24 protein-coding genes are annotated in these 21,136 nt (G+C 65.9%); 4 read left to right on the top strand and 20 right to left on the bottom strand.

The window, feature by feature from the left end; genetic code table 11:
* Positions 1-16 precede the first annotated feature (16 nt).
* The 9 genes from AB1A62_RS13630 to AB1A62_RS13590 form a co-directional block, all read right to left on the bottom strand.
* A complete protein-coding gene (locus tag AB1A62_RS13630) occupies positions 17-397 on the bottom strand; it encodes a hypothetical protein (protein ID WP_366662001.1) in 381 nt (126 codons plus the stop codon).
* Positions 398-480: 83 nt separating this feature from the next.
* Positions 481-1,629, bottom strand: a complete 1,149-nt coding sequence (locus AB1A62_RS13625; RefSeq protein WP_366662000.1) for a Hint domain-containing protein — start codon at positions 1,627-1,629, stop codon at positions 481-483.
* Between the two features lie 8 nt (positions 1,630-1,637).
* The gene (locus AB1A62_RS13620; RefSeq protein WP_366661999.1) at positions 1,638-1,832 is read right to left on the bottom strand and encodes a hypothetical protein; all 195 of its coding nucleotides are present in this window, start codon (positions 1,830-1,832) and stop codon (positions 1,638-1,640) included.
* Positions 1,833-2,161: 329 nt separating this feature from the next.
* Positions 2,162-2,683, bottom strand: coding sequence for an N-acetyltransferase (locus tag AB1A62_RS13615; RefSeq protein ID WP_366661998.1), 522 nt, complete (start codon positions 2,681-2,683; stop codon positions 2,162-2,164).
* A 136-nt stretch (positions 2,684-2,819) separates the two neighbouring features.
* Positions 2,820-3,077, bottom strand: a complete 258-nt coding sequence (locus AB1A62_RS13610; protein ID WP_366661997.1) for a YjhX family toxin — start codon at positions 3,075-3,077, stop codon at positions 2,820-2,822.
* Positions 3,078-3,367: 290 nt separating this feature from the next.
* A complete protein-coding gene (locus AB1A62_RS13605) occupies positions 3,368-4,363 on the bottom strand; it encodes an endonuclease/exonuclease/phosphatase family protein (RefSeq protein ID WP_366661996.1) in 996 nt (331 codons plus the stop codon).
* Positions 4,344-5,042, bottom strand: coding sequence for a molecular chaperone DjiA (locus tag AB1A62_RS13600; RefSeq protein ID WP_366661995.1), 699 nt, complete (start codon positions 5,040-5,042; stop codon positions 4,344-4,346). The genes AB1A62_RS13605 and AB1A62_RS13600 overlap by 20 nt, the downstream gene beginning before the upstream one ends.
* 9 nt (positions 5,043-5,051) lie before the next feature.
* Positions 5,052-5,573 carry an N-acetyltransferase family protein gene (locus AB1A62_RS13595; protein ID WP_366661994.1) on the bottom strand — a complete coding sequence of 174 codons (522 nt, stop codon included), beginning with the start codon at positions 5,571-5,573 and terminating at the stop codon, positions 5,052-5,054.
* Positions 5,570-6,178 carry a VOC family protein gene (locus AB1A62_RS13590; protein ID WP_366661993.1) on the bottom strand — a complete coding sequence of 203 codons (609 nt, stop codon included), beginning with the start codon at positions 6,176-6,178 and terminating at the stop codon, positions 5,570-5,572. The genes AB1A62_RS13595 and AB1A62_RS13590 overlap by 4 nt, the downstream gene beginning before the upstream one ends.
* A 210-nt stretch (positions 6,179-6,388) precedes the next feature.
* On the opposite strand from AB1A62_RS13590, the gene AB1A62_RS13585 reads away from it, so the two are divergent.
* On the top strand, positions 6,389-6,949 hold the full coding sequence (locus tag AB1A62_RS13585; protein ID WP_366661992.1) for a hypothetical protein: 561 nt from the start codon (positions 6,389-6,391) through the stop codon (positions 6,947-6,949).
* Here the strand turns inward: AB1A62_RS13585 and AB1A62_RS13580 are convergent.
* The 3 genes from AB1A62_RS13580 to AB1A62_RS13570 form a co-directional block, all read right to left on the bottom strand.
* Positions 6,946-7,434, bottom strand: a complete 489-nt coding sequence (locus AB1A62_RS13580; protein ID WP_366661991.1) for an MAPEG family protein — start codon at positions 7,432-7,434, stop codon at positions 6,946-6,948. The genes AB1A62_RS13585 and AB1A62_RS13580 overlap by 4 nt on opposite strands.
* Before the next feature lie 295 nt (positions 7,435-7,729).
* Complete coding sequence (gene scpA, locus AB1A62_RS13575; protein ID WP_366661990.1) at positions 7,730-9,859, bottom strand: methylmalonyl-CoA mutase; 2,130 nt, start codon at positions 9,857-9,859, stop codon at positions 7,730-7,732.
* A complete protein-coding gene (locus AB1A62_RS13570) occupies positions 9,825-10,757 on the bottom strand; it encodes a hypothetical protein (protein ID WP_366661989.1) in 933 nt (310 codons plus the stop codon). The genes scpA and AB1A62_RS13570 overlap by 35 nt, the downstream gene beginning before the upstream one ends.
* A 177-nt stretch (positions 10,758-10,934) precedes the next feature.
* Here AB1A62_RS13570 and AB1A62_RS13565 point away from each other — a divergent pair, with 177 nt between their 5' ends.
* Positions 10,935-11,369, top strand: a complete 435-nt coding sequence (locus AB1A62_RS13565; RefSeq protein WP_039148939.1) for a DUF4174 domain-containing protein — start codon at positions 10,935-10,937, stop codon at positions 11,367-11,369.
* 19 nt (positions 11,370-11,388) lie between these two features.
* On the opposite strand, the gene AB1A62_RS13560 is transcribed toward AB1A62_RS13565, so the two are convergent.
* From AB1A62_RS13560 to AB1A62_RS13525, 8 genes are all read right to left on the bottom strand, one after another.
* Positions 11,389-11,892 (bottom strand): hypothetical protein, encoded by a 504-nt coding sequence (locus AB1A62_RS13560; protein WP_366661988.1) that lies wholly within the window; start codon positions 11,890-11,892, stop codon positions 11,389-11,391.
* Positions 11,893-12,039: 147 nt separating this feature from the next.
* The gene (locus AB1A62_RS13555; protein ID WP_366661987.1) at positions 12,040-14,085 is read right to left on the bottom strand and encodes an acetyl/propionyl/methylcrotonyl-CoA carboxylase subunit alpha; all 2,046 of its coding nucleotides are present in this window, start codon (positions 14,083-14,085) and stop codon (positions 12,040-12,042) included.
* A 128-nt stretch (positions 14,086-14,213) separates the two neighbouring features.
* The gene (locus tag AB1A62_RS13550) at positions 14,214-14,417 is read right to left on the bottom strand and encodes a hypothetical protein (protein WP_029204763.1); all 204 of its coding nucleotides are present in this window, start codon (positions 14,415-14,417) and stop codon (positions 14,214-14,216) included.
* Positions 14,418-14,889: 472 nt separating this feature from the next.
* Positions 14,890-15,234: a hypothetical protein gene (locus AB1A62_RS13545; protein WP_366661986.1), complete on the bottom strand. Its 345-nt coding sequence runs from the start codon at positions 15,232-15,234 to the stop codon at positions 14,890-14,892.
* 69 nt (positions 15,235-15,303) lie between these two features.
* Entirely contained in the window at positions 15,304-15,438 is a 135-nt protein-coding gene (locus AB1A62_RS13540) for a hypothetical protein (protein WP_302480791.1), read from the bottom strand.
* Positions 15,439-15,652: 214 nt separating this feature from the next.
* Positions 15,653-16,147 carry a DUF6497 family protein gene (locus AB1A62_RS13535; protein ID WP_366661985.1) on the bottom strand — a complete coding sequence of 165 codons (495 nt, stop codon included), beginning with the start codon at positions 16,145-16,147 and terminating at the stop codon, positions 15,653-15,655.
* Positions 16,144-16,530 carry a hypothetical protein gene (locus AB1A62_RS13530; protein WP_366661984.1) on the bottom strand — a complete coding sequence of 129 codons (387 nt, stop codon included), beginning with the start codon at positions 16,528-16,530 and terminating at the stop codon, positions 16,144-16,146. The genes AB1A62_RS13535 and AB1A62_RS13530 overlap by 4 nt, the downstream gene beginning before the upstream one ends.
* Positions 16,531-16,650: 120 nt before the next feature.
* Positions 16,651-18,183: an acyl-CoA carboxylase subunit beta gene (locus AB1A62_RS13525; protein ID WP_366661983.1), complete on the bottom strand. Its 1,533-nt coding sequence runs from the start codon at positions 18,181-18,183 to the stop codon at positions 16,651-16,653.
* A 261-nt stretch (positions 18,184-18,444) separates the two neighbouring features.
* On the opposite strand from AB1A62_RS13525, the gene AB1A62_RS13520 reads away from it, so the two are divergent.
* Both AB1A62_RS13520 and AB1A62_RS13515 read left to right on the top strand, forming a co-directional pair.
* Positions 18,445-19,656: a multidrug effflux MFS transporter gene (locus tag AB1A62_RS13520; RefSeq protein WP_366661982.1), complete on the top strand. Its 1,212-nt coding sequence runs from the start codon at positions 18,445-18,447 to the stop codon at positions 19,654-19,656.
* 75 nt (positions 19,657-19,731) lie between these two features.
* Complete coding sequence (locus AB1A62_RS13515) at positions 19,732-21,120, top strand: short-chain fatty acyl-CoA regulator family protein (RefSeq protein WP_366661981.1); 1,389 nt, start codon at positions 19,732-19,734, stop codon at positions 21,118-21,120.
* Positions 21,121-21,136 lie beyond the last annotated feature (16 nt).

Genomic DNA, 21,136 nt, shown 5'->3' with positions numbered 1-21,136 from the left:
ACGCTCCGGCGGGGCATCAGATTTCGGTGACGCCCTCGTCTTCGCCCTTGTCTTCCTTGGCAGGCGCGTTGTCCTTGGGCTTCTTGCGGATGATGATGTCGCCGTTGGGCAGCACCTCCGGCAGCTCATAGGCGCTCCAGTCCTCCACCTGTTCGGCGATATCCGCCAGCGCCGGCCCCATCTCGGCCAGGAATGCGGCCATTGACGGGCCGATCTCCTGCATCATGCCCTGCAGGTCCTCGAGCGCCGGCGCCATCTCCTGGCGCAGGCCTTCCCAGAACAGTTCCGCCCCGCGCTCCATCAGCGAGGAGCCGCTGTCCTCCTCCCCCGCCTCCTGGGCGGCGAGCGGAGCGGACATCAGGGCAATCAGGGCGGCGGGCAGAAGGATCTGTTTCATGAGGTCAATATAGGGGCCGTTTGGCAGGGGGAACAGGGGGCAGTGCGGCACGGCCGAATCCTTGCCGCCCCGGACAGCCGCGATCAGGAGAGCCGCGGGATCTGCACCGCCGCAGCCTGCGCGGGCCTGCCGGCCGGGTCCGGGCAGAGCAGCGGGTCCGACAGGATCAGCGGCGGCCTGCCGGGGCTGGTGCTGCAGGGTGGGCGGCTGTGGCCCTCTGCGCCTGGCGCCTGGCGCGCGGGAGGCTCCGGCGGCGGCGCATAGGTCTGCAGCAGCGGCTGGCTGTTCTTCTTGTGGCGGGCGATCAGTTTGCGCTGCTGCTTGCCCGCAGGCACATGGCGCGCAGGCTCCGGCGGCGCGTCTTCGCCGGCCAGCGCCGGGAACAGGCGCTTGAGCCGGCCGCGTTCCGCAGGCGGCAGGGTGTTCAGCGCCTCCGGCCCCATCAGCAGGCTTTCGGCGGGGGCGCCTTCGGCCAGGACAACCTCGTGCTGCGCGAAGATCAGGTGGAAATATTCCACCGCCGCCACGGCGTCGTCGATGCGGATGCCGGGCAGCGCGGTCAGCTGGTGGGCGGCAGCCAGCACCTGCGCCTGGCCGAACATGCGCTCAGCAATGCGGGAGCAGACCAGCAGCCGGTGCTGGCGCGACACCCGCAGGTCGCGCTGCGGCAGGCCGCCGCCCAGGGCGCCGGCGCGGATCAGCACCGGGCAAAGCTTCGGGTTGCGGCCGACCTGCTCCGCGCTGACGGCGCGGAAGGTCACCATCCGCAGAGCGGCATACCCGCCATCTGCGGTCAGCAGGTCCTGCCCCGGGCGCAGCATCTCAACCGGACAGGGGCCCTCGGTGGTGCTGATAAGGGTGCCGCGGACAAAGCAGACCACATCCGCATAGTTCCAGCTGGTGGTGTGGCTCTGGTAGCTGCCCAGGGTTGCGCCGGTGCTGAAGGCAGAGCCCGGCCCCGGCACGAAATACCAGCTGCCGCCGGTATTGAAGAAATAGAAGGTTTCGGTATGCGCCGCGCCGCCAGTGTCGGTGAAGGCGATGTCGATCGCATAGGGGCTGCCGCCTGTCTTGCCAAAGGAGCCGCCGTCGATGCTGATGCGCTCGTCTTTGTCGCTGTTGCCGTCATAGGAGGTGTCATTGTCCTTGAAAACAGCGGTGTGGGAGGTGTTGTACTGCGCGTTGTAGCCGGTGCCCGACCACTTGAAGGCTTCTGCCGTATACTCAGCCATGGCTGCGCTCAGCCCCGGCTGGCGGGGGCAGCATCGTCCAGTGCCTTGAACACCGCACGCAGCCCGCCCGGCCGCAGCTTGCAGCGGGCCGCATCCTGGCCCAGCGCCTGCGCCGCGGCCGCGCGGTCGCGGCTGTCAAGCTCCGCGCCGAACCGGGCTTCCAGCTCTGCCGCAAAGGCCTTGTTTCTGTCTTGGTTACTCATACACCAGCACCTGCGCTTGCGGACCACCGCGCGAACACCACCCGCAGGCCTGAAATGTGGGGGGCGCCGCCCGCTCCCGCAAGGGAACGTCCGCCTCCAAGTGCCTAAGATTTAAGGAAAACCGGGCTGAATCCGATACTCGACACAGGGTCACGCTGCCTCAATGTCCGGCGGTGCCGGGAATTGACCGGAGCTATCCAGCAGCGCCTGCCGCATCTCTGGGCCAGCGCGTATTTCGCACCGGCCCTCTGCGGCAACCCCTTCGCGGCAACGCCGACCCCCTCGGGACAGACGACGCCTTTCAGAGTTTTTGCGCAGGTGTTCTGCACTCAGCCCCGCCCTGACGTATCCCAATAGGCGGCGGGCATGATTGGCTCCACAGCCGTTGTCCTGCCGCTCAGCGGCTCCACGGCGCCCGGGGTCAGTTCCAGCACCATCCAGGCTTCCGGAACTGTCAGCAGATCCGGATAGGGCGTTTGCTTGCCGGTCGGGACAAACCCGTGCTGCGGATAATAGGCCGGCACGCCCAGCACAAAGACCGCGTCCGTCCCGACGGCCCTGAGGCGGCTGATGCCGGTCTCCATCAACTCCGTCCCGACACCATGGCGCTGATACTCCGGCAGCACGCCGAGAGGGGCCAGCAGAAAGCATTTGGCGTCCGGGTGATCGAGGAAACGAAACGGCGTGAACAGCACATTGCCCGCCACCCGGCCGCCCCGGCTGGCGGTGATTGAGATGGTGTCCGGCAGGGCGAGCAGACCTTCCGCAAGTTCTGCGATTTCTGGTCCTTCCTCGGCGCCGAATGCCAGGCGGTGGATATTTTTGATGGTTTCTATTTCCTTAGGGTCCATTTCAGGTCTCCTCGTGATGAATTGCTTTGGCCGCGCCGGGCAAGGGGCTTGCCCTGGCCGGCGCGGCATTGGCTGCCCGCCCCCCTTGCTGAGGGGCGGTTCGGGCGGAAAGGGCCTGCCATTGGCATGGCCGTTCCTATCGCTGGTTCATTTGCGCGCGCACGGATCTGATCCCCAGCGGCGATGCGCGGTAGGGGCCGCCGTTGCGCGAACGGATGAAGCGCCGTTTCAGAAGGCGCTGGAACACGGCCAGGGTGCAGTCGGACAGCACATGGCCTTCGCGCGTGTAGCAGGTGACGCCGTGGATCTTGCCGTTTGCAAGCCGCTCATGGCGGATGGATCCGCCAAGGGCGAGTTCATGCAAAACACGCTGCTCGTGCTTTGAGATATTCAAGGGAGTGTCTCGATTTATGAAAGTGCAAGAATAGGGTCACTCAGCGTCACGCGTGAGTGGTCCTGTTGTTGCGAGTGTTCCCGAATGTTTCGCCGGGAACGGGCGTTAGGCCCGGGTCTCTTTCATAAAATCTCCATCACGAAAGGCGTCATGCCTCAAGTTCGCGGCTCAGATAGTTGGCAGTTCGCACATTGTCAAGCTGAGGCCGCAAGACCCGCCCGGCCCCTGGAAAGCGTCATCAAGGGTCAGACGGCCGGGAGTGCTTGCACTGAAGCGCCCCCCCTCCGCCCTCATGCCACCTCGATATCCAGCGTCACCGGGAAATGGTCCGAGGCGTCCAGCAGCGCCTGGCGCATCTCTGCGTCGGCGTAGCATTCGCCGTCCTCGAACGGGTGCCAGATGCGCCACTGGGGGCGGAACGCCATCAGGCTTTGCGAGATCATCACATAATCGAGCAGCGCCCGGGTGAAGCGCTTGGTCTCTGCGTTGTAAAACCGCGAGGTGCTGGGCGGGATGTCCGGGCGCGGCTGCAGCAGGCTTTGGGCGTGGGGGTCGTGCAGCAGCTCGCCCATCACAATCTCGACCGAGGACTGGCCGAACAGCCGTTCATACTGATCCAGGCCGGGGCCATCGTTGAGGTCGCCCAGAACCACGACATGCTCGCCCGCGCCCGTATGCTCCGCAACCCGGCGGTGCAGCCAGATTGCCTGCGCCAGCTGCTTGCGGCGGTTGGCGATGGCCGTGGCGGTGATCTCGGTGGCGGTGCGGGCGCCGTGCGGCGCCTTGGATTTCAGATGCGCGCCGATCATCCGCAGCGCGGTGCCGCCCTTGGTCGTCACCGCCAGCTCCAGCGGCGGTTTCGAGAATTCCACCTGATCCAGCCGCTCATCCACGTCGAGGTCGATCTCGAACACCCCGTCAAAGCGCGGCGCGGCGGCGGAGGAGCGGGCGTCATGCTCCGCGTCCAGCACGTCCGGGTCGTAAAGCAGCGCGATTTCCTGGTGGGTGTCGTTCGGGAAGCCGCTGACCGCCTCGCGCGCGCGCAGCCCGGCCTCGGCGGCGAAGGCTTCCAGCGCCCGGGTGGTGCGCTGGGTGCGGCCGGTATTGGGGGCCTCGATCACCATCACCGCATCGGCGTCGATGCGGCGCAGCACATGGGCGATGGCGCGGCCCTGCGTGTAGCGGTCCACCCCGTGCACGCCGGACGGCTTGCCGTCCAGCATCAGCCGGTCGTTCTTGTCGAACAGATAGGCGAACCACTCGATATTATACGTGGCCAGCCGCATTGCCGCCGCACCCGCTGATCTCATCCCAGGCGCGGTTGATGTCGATCATCCGCTTCTCCGCCAGCCGCACCGCCTCTTCCGGCACCCCGCGGGCGATCATCGCATCCGGGTGGGTGTCGCGCACCAGCTTGCGCCAGTGCTTGCGGATCTCCTCTCGGGTCATCTCAGGCGAGACGCCGAGCACCGTGTAGGGATCCTTGGGCGCATCCGGCACAAAGCGCGCGCGCAGCGCCTGGAACTGCTGCGGCGTCTGGCCGAAGATGCGGCTCACCTCCTCCAGGAATTCGTTCTCGCCCGGGTGGTAGAAGCCGTCGGCCATGGCGATATGGAACAGCCCCTCCATCAGGTCGCACAGCGTGGTGGGGTCGTTTCCGAACATCCGCTGGATGCGGCGGGCGTATTCCTGGTAGCCCGCCACGTCAGTGCGCGCCATGTTGAAGACGCGGGCCGCCCCGGCCTCATCATCCCGTGCGATCTGGAACACCTCGCGGAAGGCGGTGACCTCGTCGCGGGTGACCTGCCCGTCGGCCTTGGCCATCTTGGCGCCAAGCGCGATCACGGCGATGGCGAAGGCAACGGTGCGTTCGGGCGGCGCGCGCAGCTTGTCAAAGACGTCGGTCAGGCTTTCGCCTGCGGCAAGCGCGGCCAGCGCGTCGGATATGCGGGTCCAGAGTGACATGGGGCGAGCCTATCCGGGTTTGGCGGCACTGTCAGGGGCGGGAATACCCGGTGTCAGGATTTTCTGCATGAAAACAGTGTCGAGCCAGAGGCCGTTCTTGCAGCCGAGCTCCGGCATCCGGGCGGTTTCGACGTAGCCGAGGGCGGCGTGGAAGGCGATGGCGGCAGGGTTGGCGCTGCTGACGCTGGCGATCAGAACATGCAGGCCAGTCTCCCTTGCCTTCTCCTCCAGTGCCAGCATCAACCGGCGGCCTGTGCCCTGCCCCTGCGCCGCGGGCAGCAGGTGGATGGTGTGCTCGGCGGTGAAGCGGTAGCCAGGGCCGGAGCGGAAGGGGAAGAAAAACGCGTGGCCGAGGATTTCTCCGTCCTTTTCCGCCACCAGATAGGCGCCGTTGCTGGCAGCGATCTGCTCACGCACCTGTTCCGGTGTCTTCTCGATCGTGTTGAAGGTCGCCAGCGTGTCGCGGATCACCCAGTTGGCAATGGCGCAGACGGCGTTAGCGTCGCCTTCGGTTGCAGGGCGGATGATCATCGGAGCACTCGCGGCCCGTGCGGCGTGTCAAACTCCGCCATCATTGCCGGCGCGCCCTGTTCGACCTTCAGGCGCGGGTCGTTGAGGAGGCGGTCCAGCGCGGTCTGTAAATCAGAGGCCTCCGGGTGGCTGAGGACCAGCCGGGTCAGGCGGCAGCCGGACTGCGGCAGTTTGCCTGCGGGAGGCTCTGCCTGCCACTGCAGGACCGCCGGGAACAGGTTGTCATAGGGCAGCAGCCCGTCCGCAGGCACCGTCATCAGCCAGCTGAGATCGCCGCGCTGCATCTGCACATGCCGCTGCGCATGGGGCGGCAGCAGGGGGTTCTCCGCTTCCAGATCTTCGCTGCGAAGGATCCAGTTATTGAGCCGGGCGGGGCCTTCAAAGCGGTCGAGGTTGAACCAGCGCGGCTGTTCCTGCGGCTGGGCCTCCGGGTCGGTGGCGATGGCCTCCAGGTACAGCCCGTCCTCCAGCCCGATCAGCCGGTTATGGGTGCCATAGCGGGCATGAGAGCCGCCGGGGCCGAGGGCGATGCCGAGCGATTGCTCCACATGGGCGACAGCGTCCCCCAGCGTTTCGCCGGCCACCGCCAGGTGATCGAGTATCATGTGCGCCCTCCCCTTTTGCGCGTGAGACTAGCGGCGCTGCGGCGGGGTGCAAGGCGGGACTTGCGGCTGACCGGGATGGCTGAGGCTTCCAATCGGCCGAGGATAAGGATTAATGTGCAGCCAAACTTTGTTGGGACATTTTAAGTGAACAGGCCGAAACCGCCCCAGGACGCAATAATCTACAAAACCAGCGATGGGCTGGAGTTCTGGATGGATTACAAGAAATCTGGTTCGCCGCTGATGGCACCGACAATCCGTACCAGCAACCCGGAAATCTGCATCATTTTTGTTCCGACGACTGATGACCACGACGACGCTTATTTGATGCATTACTATGGTACGTCAATGGTCTTTTCCAATCCCGCTCCTTCACTCCACAGGCATTGCGACGTTCATGATAGACTACGGGAAGAAAACCCGGATGTTGATTTTGCCATCAAGTGGATTGGCAGAGATGCAAAATGGATTGAACAAACGGGTGAAAAGGATGGATGTATTCACACCATTCCGTCTGCGCGTAAATTCAGGAGCAGGCAGGAACAGGAAGAGATGACACGACTGTTTTGCGAGCTCATGGCTTGGGGCAATTGGGGGCCATACCCGATGTATAGAGGCGGTTTCCCATTAAATGCCGGCTCAACGTGGAAGAAGATCGACAAAAGGCTTGTTGGTTTTGACCACAAGCTGAAGGCGCGCCTGGCTGCAGGTGAATTTGTTCAGCGGTCAATAATCGCCAGCCTATTTTGTCTCTTTAAAAAAAATCCGGCTTAAACCCATGCCGCCAGCGCCCAGATCCCGGCAATCACCGTCGGGTAAAACGTCCCGGCAAAGCCCAGGCCTCGCAAAGGCGGCGACAGGTGGTAGCCGCCCCAGAACAACAGCCGCATGACGGCGAAGGAAAGGCCGAGGGCGATGGCTACGGCGCCGCCCAGGGTGACGGCGGCAAAAGGCCAGATGGCCAGCGCCAGCACCAGCTGCTCGATGCTGTTGGTCAGCACCCGCTGGTCGATTTCTGCCGCCGAGCCGGGGGCGAAGGGCTCTCCGTCGATGACGGCGTCATCGAAGAACCGCCGCTGCGCTAGGCGGCCGATGATCAGCGCCAGCACCAGCCCCGGCGCAAGGAAGGCGCCGGGCAATGCGATGGGGGCCGGGATATAGGGCAGGCCCAGCCATTGCGGCAGGCCAACAACCAGCACGCCCCAAAGGGCGCCGAGGACCATGCCGGTGAGGATCTGGGGACGTTTGGAGCGCTGCATGGCGCCACTCAACCACCGCGCCACGGGTTTGCCAAGGCATGGCGTAACACCCCCGGCGGAAAGCTGCGGCACGCGGCATCAAGTTTTTGAAAAACAAGCGCTCCCGCCCAGTGCCGGCCTGTGCCACGGGCACATCCGCACCGGTTGGGCGCGGCATCGCGCCTCCGCGCGATGCAGGCAGCCCGCCCCGATCGGGGCGGGCTGCCGGGCCCAAAGCCGCCAAGGGGGCGGCCCGGAGGGCGGGCACCTGCGGGTGCGGGAGTGCCTCCCCTGCCCCGCAGATGCGGTTTTCGTGTCAGGCGCGCGCTTCGCGGATCAGGCGCAGGATGTCCTGGGCCGCTTCCGGGATGTTGGTGCCGGGGCCGAAGATCGCCTTGACGCCTTTCGAGTACAGGAACTCGTAGTCCTGCTGCGGAATGACACCGCCGCAGATCACGATGATGTCGCCTGCGCCTTCCGCCTTCAGCGCCTCGACCAGCTGCGGCGCCAGCGTCTTGTGGCCCGCGGCCTGGCTGGAGATGCCGATCACGTGGACGTCGTTGTCGATGGCGTCCTGGGCGGCCTCTGCCGGGGTCTGGAACAGCGGGCCCACGTCGACGTCAAAGCCGATGTCGGCAAAGGCGGTTGCAATCACCTTGGCGCCGCGGTCGTGGCCGTCCTGACCCATTTTGACCACCAGCAGCCGCGGGCGGCGGCCTTCCTCCTCGGCGAAGTCCTCGATCGATTTCTGGATCGCGGCAAAGCCCTCGTCGCCCTCGTAGGCGGCGCCGTAGACGCCGGCCAGGGTTTTCACCTCGGCGCGGTGGCGGCCGAATTCCTTTTCCATTGCCATGGAGATTTCTCCGACTGAGGCCCGCGCGCGGGCGGCTTCGACTGCGGCTTCCAGCAGGTTGCCCTCGCCTGATGCGGCGCGGCGGGTCAGTTCATCGAGAGCAGCCTGGCAGGCAGCCTCGTCGCGGGTGTCGCGCATCTTTTGCAGGCGGGCGATCTGGGCGTCGCGCACCGCGTGGTTGTCCACGTCGAGGATGTCGATCGGGTCTTCCTTGTCCTTGCGGTACTTGTTGACGCCAACCACAACCTCGTCGCCGCGGTCGATCATCGCCTGGCGGCGGGCCGCCGATTCCTCGATGCGCAGCTTGGGCATGCCGCTCTCGACGGCCTTGGTCATGCCGCCCATCTCCTCGACCTCTTCCATCAGCGCCCAGGCCTTGTCGACCAGCTCAGCCGTCAGGCTTTCGATGTAGTAGGAGCCGGCCAGCGGGTCGACCACATTGGTGACGCCGGTTTCCTCCTGCAGCACCAGCTGGGTGTTGCGGGCGATGCGGGCGGAGAAATCGGTGGGCAGCGCGATGGCTTCGTCCAGCGCGTTGGTGTGCAGCGACTGGGTGCCGCCGAGCACGGCAGACATCGCCTCATAGGCGGTGCGGATCACGTTGTTGTAGGGGTCCTGCTCTTGCAGCGAAACGCCGGAGGTCTGGCAGTGGGTGCGCAGCATCTTGGAGCGTTCGGATTTGGCGCCGAATTCGGTCATCACCCGGTGCCACAGGGTGCGGGCGGCGCGCAGCTTGGCGATTTCCATGAAGAAATTCATGCCGATCGCAAAGAAGAACGAGAGGCGGCCTGCGAATTTGTCCACGTCCATGCCCGCGTCCAAAGCCGCGCGCACGTATTCGCGCCCGTCGGCGATGGTATAGGCCAGCTCCTGCACCAGGTTCGCGCCGGCCTCCTGCATGTGGTAGCCGGAGATCGAGATCGAGTTGAACTTGGGCATCTCGTTGGAGGTGTATTCGATGATGTCCGAGATTATCCGCATCGAGGGCTTGGGCGGATAGATATAGGTGTTGCGGACCATGAACTCCTTGAGGATGTCGTTCTGGATGGTGCCCGCCAGCAGGCTCTTGTCGTGGCCCTGTTCTTCGCCTGCGACGATGAAGGAGGCCAAGACCGGGATCACCGCGCCGTTCATGGTCATCGAGACCGAGACCTTGTCGAGCGGGATGCCGTCGAACAGGATTTTCATGTCCTCGACTGAATCGATGGCCACGCCGGCTTTGCCGACATCGCCGACCACGCGCGGGTGGTCGCTGTCATAGCCGCGGTGGGTGGCGAGGTCGAAGGCGACCGAGACGCCCTGCTGGCCCGCGGCCAGGTTGCGGCGGTAGAAGGCGTTGGATTCCTCCGCGGTGGAGAAGCCCGCGTACTGGCGGATGGTCCAGGGGCGGCCTGCGTACATGGTGGCCTTCACCCCGCGGGTGAAGGGGCCGAAACCGGGGAGCGTGCCCATGTGGGGCAGATCCCTGGTGTCGTCTTCGGTATAGAGCGGCTTGACCTCGATGCCTTCCAGCGTCTGCCAGTTGAGGTCGTCAACAGCCCGTCCGCGCAGCTCTTTCTCAGCCAGAGCCCGCCATTCGTCTTTGTTTGTCATCAGGTCTTCCTCTTGTCAGTCGGGTACGGGGCGGGTTCAGTCCCGCCGCCTGTTTATCCGGGTCGCGGGCCAGCGCGGCGAGGCCGCCGGCCCCGCCTGCCAGCCACATCATGTCGTCGGCGTAAGCCTCGCGCAGGGATGCGGTTTGCGCGTCGTTGAAGGGGCGCCAGCGGCCGGAGCCTTCGGGCAGCCCAGCCGCCGCTGCGGGCGGCAGGCTGGCGCGCAGGTCCTGCAGGCAGAGCGAAGCGTTGAGGCGCACCCGCGCGTGGGCGCGCGGCGCCTCAGCGCCGGTGAGGGCTTCCAGCGCCACCTCCGGCCGGGCGCCGAAGGTTTCGAACGGCAGCACGTGCAGGCGCACACCGGGCATTGCGCAGGCAATGTCGGTGATCACGTCGCGCCAGCTGCGCGGCGATTGTGCCAGCCGGTCGAGGCTGGTCTCCGAAAGCGGCTTGCGGCCGCGCGCCGCCGCATAGGCCAGCGCCGAGGCCCAGTAGCTGTCGAGGCTGCGGATCGAGAGCGCCACGTCGGTGACCGCGCCGCCGAAGGCCTGGGAGAAACGCGCCATCCGCTCCCCCACGCCGCCGTAGAGATCGCCGAGGCGCAGGTTCTGGCGCACCGAGCCGATCATGTTCTCATCGCTCACCAGCAGCTGCCGGACACCCTGATCGCGGCTGGCCGCCATCTGGATCTGCAGGCGCCCCTGGGCGCGCTGCACCAGGTTGCGGCCCGAAACCGGCGCCGGCCCCGGCAGGATGCCGTGGAACAGCCCGTTGCGGGTGCGGTACGGGCCCCAGAAGCCGATGCCCTGTTTCTCAAGCCCTTGCGCATTGTGGCGCATGTATTCCTGGAACGAGGTGGTTGCGCAGCGGTGCGCGCCGGTGTGCAGGATGACTTTCATAGCGTTACGGGACCTCTGATGGAGGGCCGCAGGCCGCAGCCCGGTCAAGGGGAATGGCACGATCATGGCCGGTAACCCCTCATTATCCCGTTAACGATGATGTTTTTTCGCCAAGCTGCGGAATTCACAGTCGCATTTGCCGCCGGCGCGCATATATTCAACACAACAGGAGAGATCATGAGAGCAATCCTAAGCGTTGTTTTGGCAGGGTTCCTGCCGCTGGCGGCTGCGGCTGCGGATGGCAGTGCGCCGGAGCTGATCCAGCCCGGGTATGACGTCGAGCTGGAGGAATTCCAGTGGACGCACCGCCCGGTGGTGGTGTTTGCCGACAGTCCCGAAGACCCGCGGTTCCATGAGCAGATGGAGCGGCTGATGGAGGGCATCGAGGCGCTGAAGACGCGCGATGTGGTGGTGCTGACCGACACCGATCCGGCGGCCAAATCGGCCCTGCGCAAGAAGCTGCGGCCGCGCGGCTTCATGCTGGTGCTGGTGGGCAAGGATGGCGGCGTCAAGCTGCGCAAGCCGCACCCCTGGACGGTGCGCGAGCTGTCCCGCACCATCGACAAGTTCCCGGAACGGCTGCGCGAAGTGGAAGAGCGGCGCGGCGGGTGAAGCCGCCCGGCAGGTCCGGTCAGCCGTTGCCGCGGACGTAGATCAGCGCCATCGCCTGTTTGTCCAAGACCACCATCGCGCCGGTTTCCGGCACGAACACCAGATTGGACGCGGGATTGCGGATCGCCTGATAATAGACGGATTTGACCAGATCGGTCATGCAGCTGACGCCCGCCAGCCCGGAATTCAGCACCCCCAGCCCCTGCGGCAGGTCGCGGGACATGATGTCCTCCGTCACCGCGTTGGGGGATTTGCCGGACACCGCGAACATCACCGGCTTGCCGGCCTCCAGCATCTTCATGCCGGTGTTGAGCGAGCGGGCGCGGTCCACCAAGGACGTGATGCGCGGGTTTTCCGCGGTGTGGAACACCGCCGCGGTGCAGCTCATCGAGCTTTCGAAGAAAAATGTCTCCCCCAGCTCCACCCAGGCGGAGAGCTGGGCGCGCAGCGCCTCTTCCTTGTCCAGCGCGCAGGCGGACAGCAGCGCCAGAGCGGACAGCAGGCAGGTCAGGAGACGGATCATGCGGCACCTTGTGGTCGTCAAACGCCGTGAGTGTCGCAGAAAAAACTGAAGATTCGGTGCATGGCACCCTGCGGTGCGGGGCAGGCATGCCCGCCGGGGCGGGAAAACCCGCCTGCCCGGCTGCATATGCGCCTGCCCCGAGGTGCATTATTCGAATTCCATGATCACATCGTCGACCGCCAGGCTGTCGCCGGCGGATGCGTTGATCTTGGACACCACGCCCTTTTTCTCGGCGCGCAGGATGTTTTCCATCTTCATCGCCTCGACGGTGCAGAGCGCCTGGCCCTCCTGGACCTCCTGCCCCACTTCGACGTCGACCTTCACAATGAGGCCGGGCATCGGGCACAGAAGCATCTTGGAGGTGTCGGGAGCGACCTTTTCCGGCATCAGCTCGGCCAGTTCGGCCTGGCGCGGGGTGCGCACCTTGACGGCCAGATCGGCGCCGCGGGAGCGGACGCGGAAGCCCTGGGTCACCTTGCCCACCTTCAGCACCAGGGTTTCGCCGTCCACGTTCAGGGTGGCCAGCTGGTCGCCCGGGGTCCAGTCGGAAGTCACACGGTAGCTGCCGCCGCCGTCGAAGTTGACGGTGGCGCCCTCGCGGTCGGCGTCGATCACCACGCCGAAGGACTGGCCCTGCAGGGTGACCACCCAATCGGTGCCGACCTTGCGCTCGTGGTTGTCCATCCGGCCCGACACGCGGGTGCGGCGGATTTCGGCAACCCGGTGCATCGCGGCGCAGGCGGCGGCGATCTTGCGCAGGTCGTCGCTGTGCAGTTCGACGCCTTCGAAGCCGTCCGGGTATTCCTCGGCAATGAAGGCGGTGGTCATGTCGCCGGAGATGAATTTCGGGTGGTCCATCACCGCCGACAGGAACGGCAGGTTGTGGCCGATGCCCTCCACCTCGAAGCTGTCGAGCGCGGTGCGCATGGCGCCGATGGCGTCCTCGCGGGTCGGCGCCCAGGTGCAGAGCTTGGCGATCATCGGGTCGTAGTACATCGAGATCTCGCCGCCCTCGTAGACGCCGGTGTCGTTGCGCACCGCGGTCTCGCCCGCGGGGGCATCGCCCTGCCATTTGCCGTTGACCAGCATCGGGCCCGCGGCGGTTTCCGCCGGCGGGCGGTAGCGGGTCAGGCGGCCGATGGAGGGCAGGAAGCCGCGGTAGGGATCTTCGGCATAGAGGCGGTTTTCAATCGCCCAGCCGGTGAGTTTCACGTCTTCCTGGCGCATCGGCAGCTCGGCCCCGTCGGCGACGCGGATCATCTGCTCCACCAGGTCGACGCCGGTGATCAGCTCGGTGACCGGGTGCTCCACCTGCAGGCGGGTGTTCATTTCCAGGAAGTAGAAGTTCTTGTCGCCGTCGACGATGAATTCGACGGTGCCGGCAGAGGAATAGCCCACCGCCTTGGCCAGCGCCACGGCCTGTTCGCCCATGGCGCGGCGGGTGTCTTCATCAAGGAAGGGCGACGGGGCCTCTTCCACCACTTTCTGGTTGCGGCGCTGGATCGAGCATTCGCGCTCGCCCAGGTAGATGCCGTTGCCATGCTTGTCGCAGAGGACCTGGATTTCGATGTGGCGCGGCTGGGTGACGAATTTCTCGATGAAGATCCGGTCGTCGCCGAAGGAGTTCGCGGCCTCGTTCTTGGAGGACTGGAAGCCTTCGCGGGCCTCCTCGTCGTTCCAGGCGATCCGCATGCCCTTGCCGCCGCCGCCGGCGGAGGCCTTGATCATCACCGGGTAGCCGATCTCATTCGAAATCTTCACCGCCTCGTCGGCATCGGCAATCAGGCCCATGTAGCCGGGCACGGTGGACACACCGGCCTCCTGGGCGATTTTCTTGGAAGTGATCTTGTCGCCCATCGCCTCGATCGCGCCTTTCGGGGGGCCGACAAAGGCGACGCCTTCGGCCTCGAGCGCCTCGGCGAACTTGGAGTTCTCCGAGAGGAAGCCGTAGCCCGGGTGCACCGCCTGGGCGCCGGTCTGGCGGATCGCCTCCATCACCTTGTCGATGACGATATAGGACTGGTTGGCGGGCGGCGGGCCGATGTGGACGGCCTCGTCGGCCATTTGCACATGCAGGGCCTGCTTGTCGGCGTCGGAGTAGATGGCAACGGTCTTGATGCCCATTTTCCGCGCGGTTTTGATCACGCGGCAGGCGATCTCGCCCCGGTTGGCGATCAGGATCTTATCAAACATAGGCAGTCCCTTGTTCCTTGGTATTCCGGAATGCAAAACGCCGCGCCCGGGGAAGACCCGGACGCGGCGTTTGCGCGATGTCAGAAGCGGCCCGCGAAGGGCGGCTGTTCAGAGCGGCGGCAGGCGCCTCAGCACTTGCGGGGGTTTTGCTCGCAATAGACCAGGTTTGCGGCCACGCCGACGGCTGCGCCGGTGACCAGGTTGGCGTCCAGCACCGCGGCGCCAAGCGCGCCTGCGCCGCCGCCGTAGATGATGCGCTCGCCGGTGGTGTCGCCGCAGGCCGCCACGAGGCCGCAGAGCGAGAGCGCCGCAATGAGAGATTTTGCCCGCATGTCCATGTTCCTTCTTCCGGGGACGTGAGTGTCCCTGCGGAATTTGCAGGCTGGCAAGCGCGGCGCAACGCTGCATCGGCAAGAAGCCGATGATGCGCGGAGGCTTGCCGCACCGGGGGGCAGATACGGCAAGCTTCCGCCAATGCCTGAAGGGGATAAAAGACGGGCAGGCCGCGGATGGGGTCGCGTACCTGCCCGTTCAGGCGAAGGGGCCGGAACAGATGCTCGGCACAGCAGCGTGGCTGCGCTGCTTGGGCCACGATGCACGCCGCGGCGGCGGCTGTAAGCCCCTGAGATACAAGGCTGCCGGTTTGAGCAAATTCCTGCTGAATCGCGCAGGGCTTGTGCAAATTCACGCCGAAAACCCGGCCCGGGGAAAGCCGCAAGGCGCGCCCGCGCCCCGGACGCCGGGAGCGGCTGCGCGCGGGAAGCCGCGCCGCCTGACCGGTGATATGCGTCCGGGGCTGCGCCATTACTCGAACGCCTCCGGGAAGGAGGCCCGCGCCACCGCCTCGTCGATGACCAGCAGCGCCTCGTAGCTTTCGGGATCAAACGGATCCTCGGCCGGAATCACCTCGCGGCCGAACAGCCAGCTGAGACGGCCGGCATCAAGGTTGCCGCGCTCGAACGGCTGGTCGCCGAAATGCTCCCACAGCGCCTGCATGAACGTGAGGTCGACACGCTTGTCGACGTTCTTGCGGTCGCGGAAGCGCTCGCGCCGGATCAGCGGCGTGACCCCCTTGGGGTTGGGGCGGCGGATGGTGAATTGGAAATCAGTGCCGGGCATGCGGCCCGGGAACCCGCGGTGTTTCAGCATTTGGGTGCCTCCGGTCCGGCACCCCACGGGGCGGCGGGGGCCGGCCGCAGGGCCGGACCCCTGTAGTGTTTAGTTGTACTTGCCGGTGAAGGTCGGCTCTTCGGTGACCGGCTCGACAACGACGAATTCTTCTTCCTGCTGGGCGCAGGCGGTGACGGCGGCCAGCAGGCCTGCCAGGGCGATGAGTTTGATGCTTTTGGACATTTCTGTCTCCTGATAAAAATAGTGAAACCTGCGGCGGCTGCGCCACCCGCATGCCTCAACCTCAATGCGAAGGCAGCCTGATGGCTGCCCGTGCCAAGGATAGCCGGGTTTGCCGCCGAGTCACATGCAAATCGCTGCAAGCGGCTGTGCTGTGGCTGCAATGCCGCAAGAATCCGCCGGCCCGGCCCATGGCCCGCAAGATATTGTGGAAACATCAGAAAGCCTCCCACATGCAGGCGCCGCCATCGGGGCGGTAGGCCTCGAAAAACTGGGTCGCTTCCGAGTCCTGGGCGCCGAAGGGCACCATCCGGTCAGAGAGCGAGATCACCACCCGCGCCGCGCTGATCCCGTGTTCGGCCAGATAGGGCAGCGCCAGGGCGCCGCAGAGGTGGTCCATGTCGGGGGCCGCCGATTCATAGCTGACGGTGCCGGTGCCGCGGGCGATCTGCGGCGCCAGGAAGCGGAACCGCGCCCAGGTTTCGCCGGGCTGGCCGGGGGCGTCGTCCAGCAGCACCTCTGCCAGCGTCACCGGCTGGCCCGAGGGCACGGCAATCGCCTCCGCCGCTGCGGCGGTCAGGGCATGGAGCGCAAAGGGGATGGCCGCCAGATATCCGCAGCTCCGGCCCCCGGTCGCCCGGGCTCCTCCGGCCGGAGCTGCAGGCGCTGCGCAAGTGGCGCGCGCTGTCTGATATCGGCTGGCGCGGATCATGACGCTGATTCGCTCTTCATGTCAAATTTTGCCGCGATTCTATGCGAATCCTTCGCATCTGCGCGGGAATCGGGCAGAGCAGCGCCCTTCCCCCGCCCGGCATGGCGGACCCAGCGGGCGCGGCGGGCGGGATCTTCCAGAACTTCGGTGATTTGTACGGCCGCATTGGCGGGCACCCGGCCCGTCACCTGCCCGCCTGCCCGCACCCGCAGCCCCTGCCCTTCGGCGGAGATTTCCACCACCGGGGCGAAGCCGCGCAAGCGCTGCAGTTTGCGCCACATGTCCTGACGGATCTGATGCGCCAGCCGCAGGGGATCGCCTGACGGCAGCACCGTTTCCGCCGATACGTCGAAACGCGCAGACACACGGCGCGACAGCGTCAAGGCGCCTTCGGTGCGGGTGATATGCCAACGGCTGCGGGACAAGATGCCGGGATCCCTCTTCATCTGGCTAATAAATCCTCGGGGGTGCGGGGGCGGACAGCCCCCGCTCGACCTCCGCGGTTACAACGGAATGTTGTCGTGCTTTTTCCATGGGTTCTTCAGCTGCTTGCCCCGCAGGGAGGCAAAGGCGCGGCTGACCCGTTTGCGGGTGGACTGGGGCATGATCACCTCGTCGATGAAGCCGCGTTCGGCCGCCACGAAGGGGTTGGCGAAGCGGTCCTCGTAGTCCTTGGTGTGGGCCGCGATCTTCTCCGCGTCCTTGAGGTCGGCGCGGTGGATGATCTCGGTGGCGCCCTTGGCGCCCATCACCGCGATCTCGGCGGTCGGCCAGGCATAGTTGAAGTCGCCGCGCAGGTGCTTGGAGGCCATCACGTCATAGGCGCCGCCATAGGCCTTGCGGGTGATCACGGTGACCTTGGGCACGGTGGCTTCGCCATAGGCGAACAGCAGCTTGGCGCCGTGCTTGATGACGCCGCCGTATTCCTGGCTGGTGCCCGGCAGGAAGCCCGGCACGTCGACGAAGGTCAGGATCGGGATTTCGAAACAGTCGCAGAAGCGCACGAAACGCGCGGCCTTGCGCGACGAGTCGATGTCGAGGCAGCCGGCCAGCACCATCGGCTGGTTGGCGACGACGCCGACGGTCTGGCCTTCGAGGCGGATGAAGCCGGTGATGATGTTCTTGGCGAAATCCTCCTGGATCTCGTAGAAATCGCCCTCATCCGCGACCTTGGTGATCAGCTCCTTCATGTCGTAGGGGCTGTTGGGGTTTTCCGGGATCAGGGTGTCCAGGCTTTCCTCGATCCGGCCGGGCTGGTCGAAGAACGGGCGCACCGGGGGCTTTTCGCGGTTGTTCAGCGGCAGGAAGTCGACCAGGCGGCGGACCTCGGCCAGCGCCTCGACGTCGTTTTCAAAGGCGCCGTCGGCGACCGAGGATTTGCGGGTGTGGGTGGAAGCGCCGCCCAGCTCCTCAGCCGTCACCACCTCGTTGGTCACGGTTTTCACCACGTCCGGGCCGGTCACGAACATGTAGGAGGTGTCCTTGACCATGAAGATGAAGTCGGTCATCGCCGGGGAGTACACCGCGCCGCCGGCGCACGGCCCCATGATGACGGAGATCTGCGGGATCACGCCGGAGGCCATGATGTTGCGCTGGAAAATCTCGGCGTAGCCGGCCAGCGCGTCGACGCCTTCCTGGATGCGGGCGCCGCCCGAGTCGTTGATGCCGATGACCGGTGCGCCGTTCTGCACCGCCATATCCATGATCTTGCAGATCTTCTGGGCGTGGGTCGCGGAGACCGAACCGCCCAGCACGGTGAAGTCCTGGGAGAAGACATAGACCTGGCGGCCATTGATGGTGCCCCAGCCGGTGACCACGCCGTCGCCGGCCGGCTTGTTGTCTTCCATGCCGAAATCGGTGCAGCGGTGGGCGATGAACATGTCGAACTCTTCGAAGCTGCCCTCGTCCAGCAGCAGTTCGATCCGTTCGCGGGCCGTCAGCTTGCCGCGGCCGTGCTGTGCGTCGATGCGGCGCTGGCCGCCGCCCAGCCGCGCGTCCTGGCGGCGGTCTTCCAGCTCGGAAAGGATGTCTTTCATGGCACATGTCCCCTGTCAGTTTCAGCGCGACCATATATTGCGCAGCAGCGAAGCCAAAGGACATAATCGCAAATTTGCAAACCATTTGCATACGGAGTTGGCAAAGTTGAAAATCAGCAAAGTCCGGGCGCATCCTTCCGGCCGGGAGGGCATTGCCCGCAGGTCCGCAGGGGACCCCGGCCCCGGGACTGCCGGCAGCCCTGTGCGCTGCCGCACAGCGGAGCGATGGACAACGCCGGCCGACTGCTCTAACCGGATGGTATGTCCACATATGATACAAGGGCCGCCGGCCAGCGGACGCCTCCGCGCATTTTCACCCTGATCCTGCTGGCAGGCCTGTCGGCGCTTGGCATGAACCTGCATCTGCCGTCGCTGGCGGGGATGGCAGAGTATTACGCGGTCGACTACCGGGTGATGCAGCTGTCGGTAGCGCTGTACCTGGCGGGCAATGCGGTGGTGCAGATCTTTGTCGGGCCGATTTCCGACCAGATGGGGCGGCGGCCGGTGATCCTGGGCAGCATCGTGCTGTTCCTGCTGGCCACGCTGGGCTGCATCTATGCGCCGACGGCGGAGCTGTTCCTGATGTTCCGGGTGGCGCAGACGGCGGTGGCCGCAACCATGGTGCTGAGCCGCGCCGCGGTGCGCGATATGTATGACACCAACGAGGCCGCCAGCATGATCGGCTATGTCACCATGGGCATGGCGGTGGTGCCGATGATCGGCCCGGCAATCGGCGGCTTCCTGGACCAGTGGATGGGCTGGACCGCCAACTTCTGGCTGCTGTTCCTGGTCGGCGCAGCGACGCTGCTGATCACCTTCACCGATTTCGGCGAGACCGCGCACAAGAGCGGCAAGACGCTGGTGGCGCAGTTCCGCGAATACCCGGAGCTGTTGAGTTCGCCGCGCTTCTGGGGCTACTCGCTGTCGTCCGGCCTGGCCTCCGGCGCCTTCTTTGCCTATCTGGGCGGCGCGCCGTTTGTTGGCACCGAAGTTTACGGCCTCAGCACCGCAGAGCTGGGGGTTTGGTTCTCCGCGCCTGCGGTGGGGTATTTTGCCGGCAACTTCGTCTCCGGCCGCTATTCCACCCGGCTGGGGGTCAACCGCATGGTGCTGTGGGGCTGCATCATCAATGGCGGCGGGGTGCTGTTGTCGCTGCTGATCGCAATGGCCAGCGCGGACAGCGTGATCACCTTCTTCGGCCTGATGTGCTTTGTCGGGCTGGGCAACGGCATGGCGATCCCCAATGCCACCGCAGGCGCGATTTCGGTGCGGCCGCATCTTGCGGGCACGGCATCAGGCCTCAGCGGCGCGATCATGATCGGCGCGGGCGCCGCGCTCAGCGCCTTTGCGGGGATGCTGCTGGTGCCGGGATCCACCGCGGTGCCGCTGCTGGCGATCATGTTCGGCACCGCCATGTGCGGGCTGGTGGCGATCCTGCTGGTGGTCTGGCGGGAGCGGCAGATCCGCGCATAAGCGCCGCCGCAAGCTTGCGGGGCGGCCTTTGCAATTATACGCTTCGCAGGAGCTGAATTTGCAAAGGCACACCTCATGGCCACTCAGAAACTTTACGCCGGCGCCAAGCTGCGCGAGATGCGGCAGCGGCTGGAGCTGACGCAGAAGGATTTCGCCGCCAAGCTGGGCGTCTCCCTGCCCTATCTGAACCAGATGGAGAACAACAACCGCCCGGTGTCGACCACGGTGGTACTGGCGCTGGCGCAGGAATTCGGCATGGATGTTACCGAGCTGAGCGCGGGCGACAGCGAGCGGCTGGTCAGCGACATGCGCGAGGCGATGGCGGACCCGGTGTTTGCCGATGACGCGCCGCCGCTGGCGGACCTGCGGCTGACGGCATCAAACGCCCCGGCGCTGGCGCGGGCGTTTCTGGCGCTGCACCGGGCCTACCGGCAGACCCATGAGCGCCTTGCCTCATTGGATGAGGCGCTGGGGCGGGAGGATGCGCGCATTCAGGCGAGCCCCTGGGAAGAGGTGCGCGATTTCTTCCATTACTGCGACAACTACATCGACGCGGTGGACCACGCGGCGGAACGCTTCGCCGCCACCAATGACATCCGCGCCGCGGCGGTGGCCGAGCTGGAGCGCGGCGGCATCACCGTGCGGCAGACCGAGATGGAAGGTTTGCGCCACTATGATGCGGAGGCGCAGGTGCTGCATCTGTCGAACCGCTCCGCGCCGCAGACGCAGCTGTTCCAGATGCTGCTGCAGGTGGCGCTTTTGCGGCAGAACACGCTGCTGGAGGCGACCCTCGATTTTGCAAAGTTCCAGAGCGAGGAGGCCCGCGCCATCGCCAAGATCGGCCTGGCCAACTACTTCGCGGGCGCGGCGCTGATGCCCTATACACGGTTCCTGGAGGCGGCGCAGGCCTGCCGCCACGACCTGGAGCTGCTGGCGATCCGCTTCGGCGCCTCGATCGAGCAGATCGCGCACCGGCTGTCGACGATGCAGCGGCCCGGCGCCAAGGGCGTGCCGTTCTTCTTTGTGCGGGTGGATCAGGCGGGCACCATCACCAAGCGGCACTCGGCCACGCGGCTGCAGTTTGCCCGTTTCGGCGGCGCCTGCCCGCTGTGGAACGTGCACCGGGCGTTTGAAACCCCGGGCCGGTTCCTGCGCCAGCTGGCGGAGACGCCGGACGGGGTGCGCTATATCTCGCTGGCGCGGGATGTGTCCAAGCCCGGCGGTTCCTTCGGCGCGCCGGTGCGGCGCTATGCGATTGCGCTGGGGTGCGAGGTGCGCCACGCGGACGCGCTGGTCTATGCCGACGGGCTGGATGTGAGCCAGGACAGCGCTTATGAGCCGATCGGCATCTCCTGCCGGATCTGTGAGAGAAAGGACTGCCACCAGCGCTCGGTGCCGCCGCTGGAGAGGCGGCTGACCATCAACACCGACCAGCGCGGCGTGCTGCCTTATGAGGTAAGCTGAGGCTGCTGTGCCGCAG

It is taken from the genome of Leisingera sp. JC11 (assembly GCF_040704725.1).
GTDB lineage: Bacteria > Pseudomonadota > Alphaproteobacteria > Rhodobacterales > Rhodobacteraceae > Leisingera.
Note: the sequence above shows the minus strand (reverse complement) of the source record. Positions and strands in the feature narration are given on the sequence as shown.

Coding starts and splice junctions, on each gene's coding strand:
- AB1A62_RS13630 (WP_366662001.1), bottom strand. CDS start 397: ATGAAACAGATCCTTCTGCCCGCCGCCCTGATTGCCCTGATGTCCGCT.
- AB1A62_RS13625 (WP_366662000.1), bottom strand. CDS start 1,629: ATGGCTGAGTATACGGCAGAAGCCTTCAAGTGGTCGGGCACCGGCTAC.
- AB1A62_RS13620 (WP_366661999.1), bottom strand. CDS start 1,832: ATGAGTAACCAAGACAGAAACAAGGCCTTTGCGGCAGAGCTGGAAGCC.
- AB1A62_RS13615 (WP_366661998.1), bottom strand. CDS start 2,683: ATGGACCCTAAGGAAATAGAAACCATCAAAAATATCCACCGCCTGGCA.
- AB1A62_RS13605 (WP_366661996.1), bottom strand. CDS start 4,363: ATGCGGCTGGCCACGTATAATATCGAGTGGTTCGCCTATCTGTTCGAC.
- AB1A62_RS13600 (WP_366661995.1), bottom strand. CDS start 5,042: ATGTCACTCTGGACCCGCATATCCGACGCGCTGGCCGCGCTTGCCGCA.
- AB1A62_RS13595 (WP_366661994.1), bottom strand. CDS start 5,573: ATGATCATCCGCCCTGCAACCGAAGGCGACGCTAACGCCGTCTGCGCC.
- AB1A62_RS13590 (WP_366661993.1), bottom strand. CDS start 6,178: ATGATACTCGATCACCTGGCGGTGGCCGGCGAAACGCTGGGGGACGCT.
- AB1A62_RS13585 (WP_366661992.1), top strand. CDS start 6,389: ATGGATTACAAGAAATCTGGTTCGCCGCTGATGGCACCGACAATCCGT.
- AB1A62_RS13580 (WP_366661991.1), bottom strand. CDS start 7,434: ATGCAGCGCTCCAAACGTCCCCAGATCCTCACCGGCATGGTCCTCGGC.
- scpA (WP_366661990.1), bottom strand. CDS start 9,859: ATGACAAACAAAGACGAATGGCGGGCTCTGGCTGAGAAAGAGCTGCGC.
- AB1A62_RS13570 (WP_366661989.1), bottom strand. CDS start 10,757: ATGAAAGTCATCCTGCACACCGGCGCGCACCGCTGCGCAACCACCTCG.
- AB1A62_RS13565 (WP_039148939.1), top strand. CDS start 10,935: ATGAGAGCAATCCTAAGCGTTGTTTTGGCAGGGTTCCTGCCGCTGGCG.
- AB1A62_RS13560 (WP_366661988.1), bottom strand. CDS start 11,892: ATGATCCGTCTCCTGACCTGCCTGCTGTCCGCTCTGGCGCTGCTGTCC.
- AB1A62_RS13555 (WP_366661987.1), bottom strand. CDS start 14,085: ATGTTTGATAAGATCCTGATCGCCAACCGGGGCGAGATCGCCTGCCGC.
- AB1A62_RS13550 (WP_029204763.1), bottom strand. CDS start 14,417: ATGCGGGCAAAATCTCTCATTGCGGCGCTCTCGCTCTGCGGCCTCGTG.
- AB1A62_RS13545 (WP_366661986.1), bottom strand. CDS start 15,234: ATGCTGAAACACCGCGGGTTCCCGGGCCGCATGCCCGGCACTGATTTC.
- AB1A62_RS13540 (WP_302480791.1), bottom strand. CDS start 15,438: ATGTCCAAAAGCATCAAACTCATCGCCCTGGCAGGCCTGCTGGCCGCC.
- AB1A62_RS13535 (WP_366661985.1), bottom strand. CDS start 16,147: ATGATCCGCGCCAGCCGATATCAGACAGCGCGCGCCACTTGCGCAGCG.
- AB1A62_RS13525 (WP_366661983.1), bottom strand. CDS start 18,183: ATGAAAGACATCCTTTCCGAGCTGGAAGACCGCCGCCAGGACGCGCGG.
- AB1A62_RS13520 (WP_366661982.1), top strand. CDS start 18,445: ATGTCCACATATGATACAAGGGCCGCCGGCCAGCGGACGCCTCCGCGC.
- AB1A62_RS13515 (WP_366661981.1), top strand. CDS start 19,732: ATGGCCACTCAGAAACTTTACGCCGGCGCCAAGCTGCGCGAGATGCGG.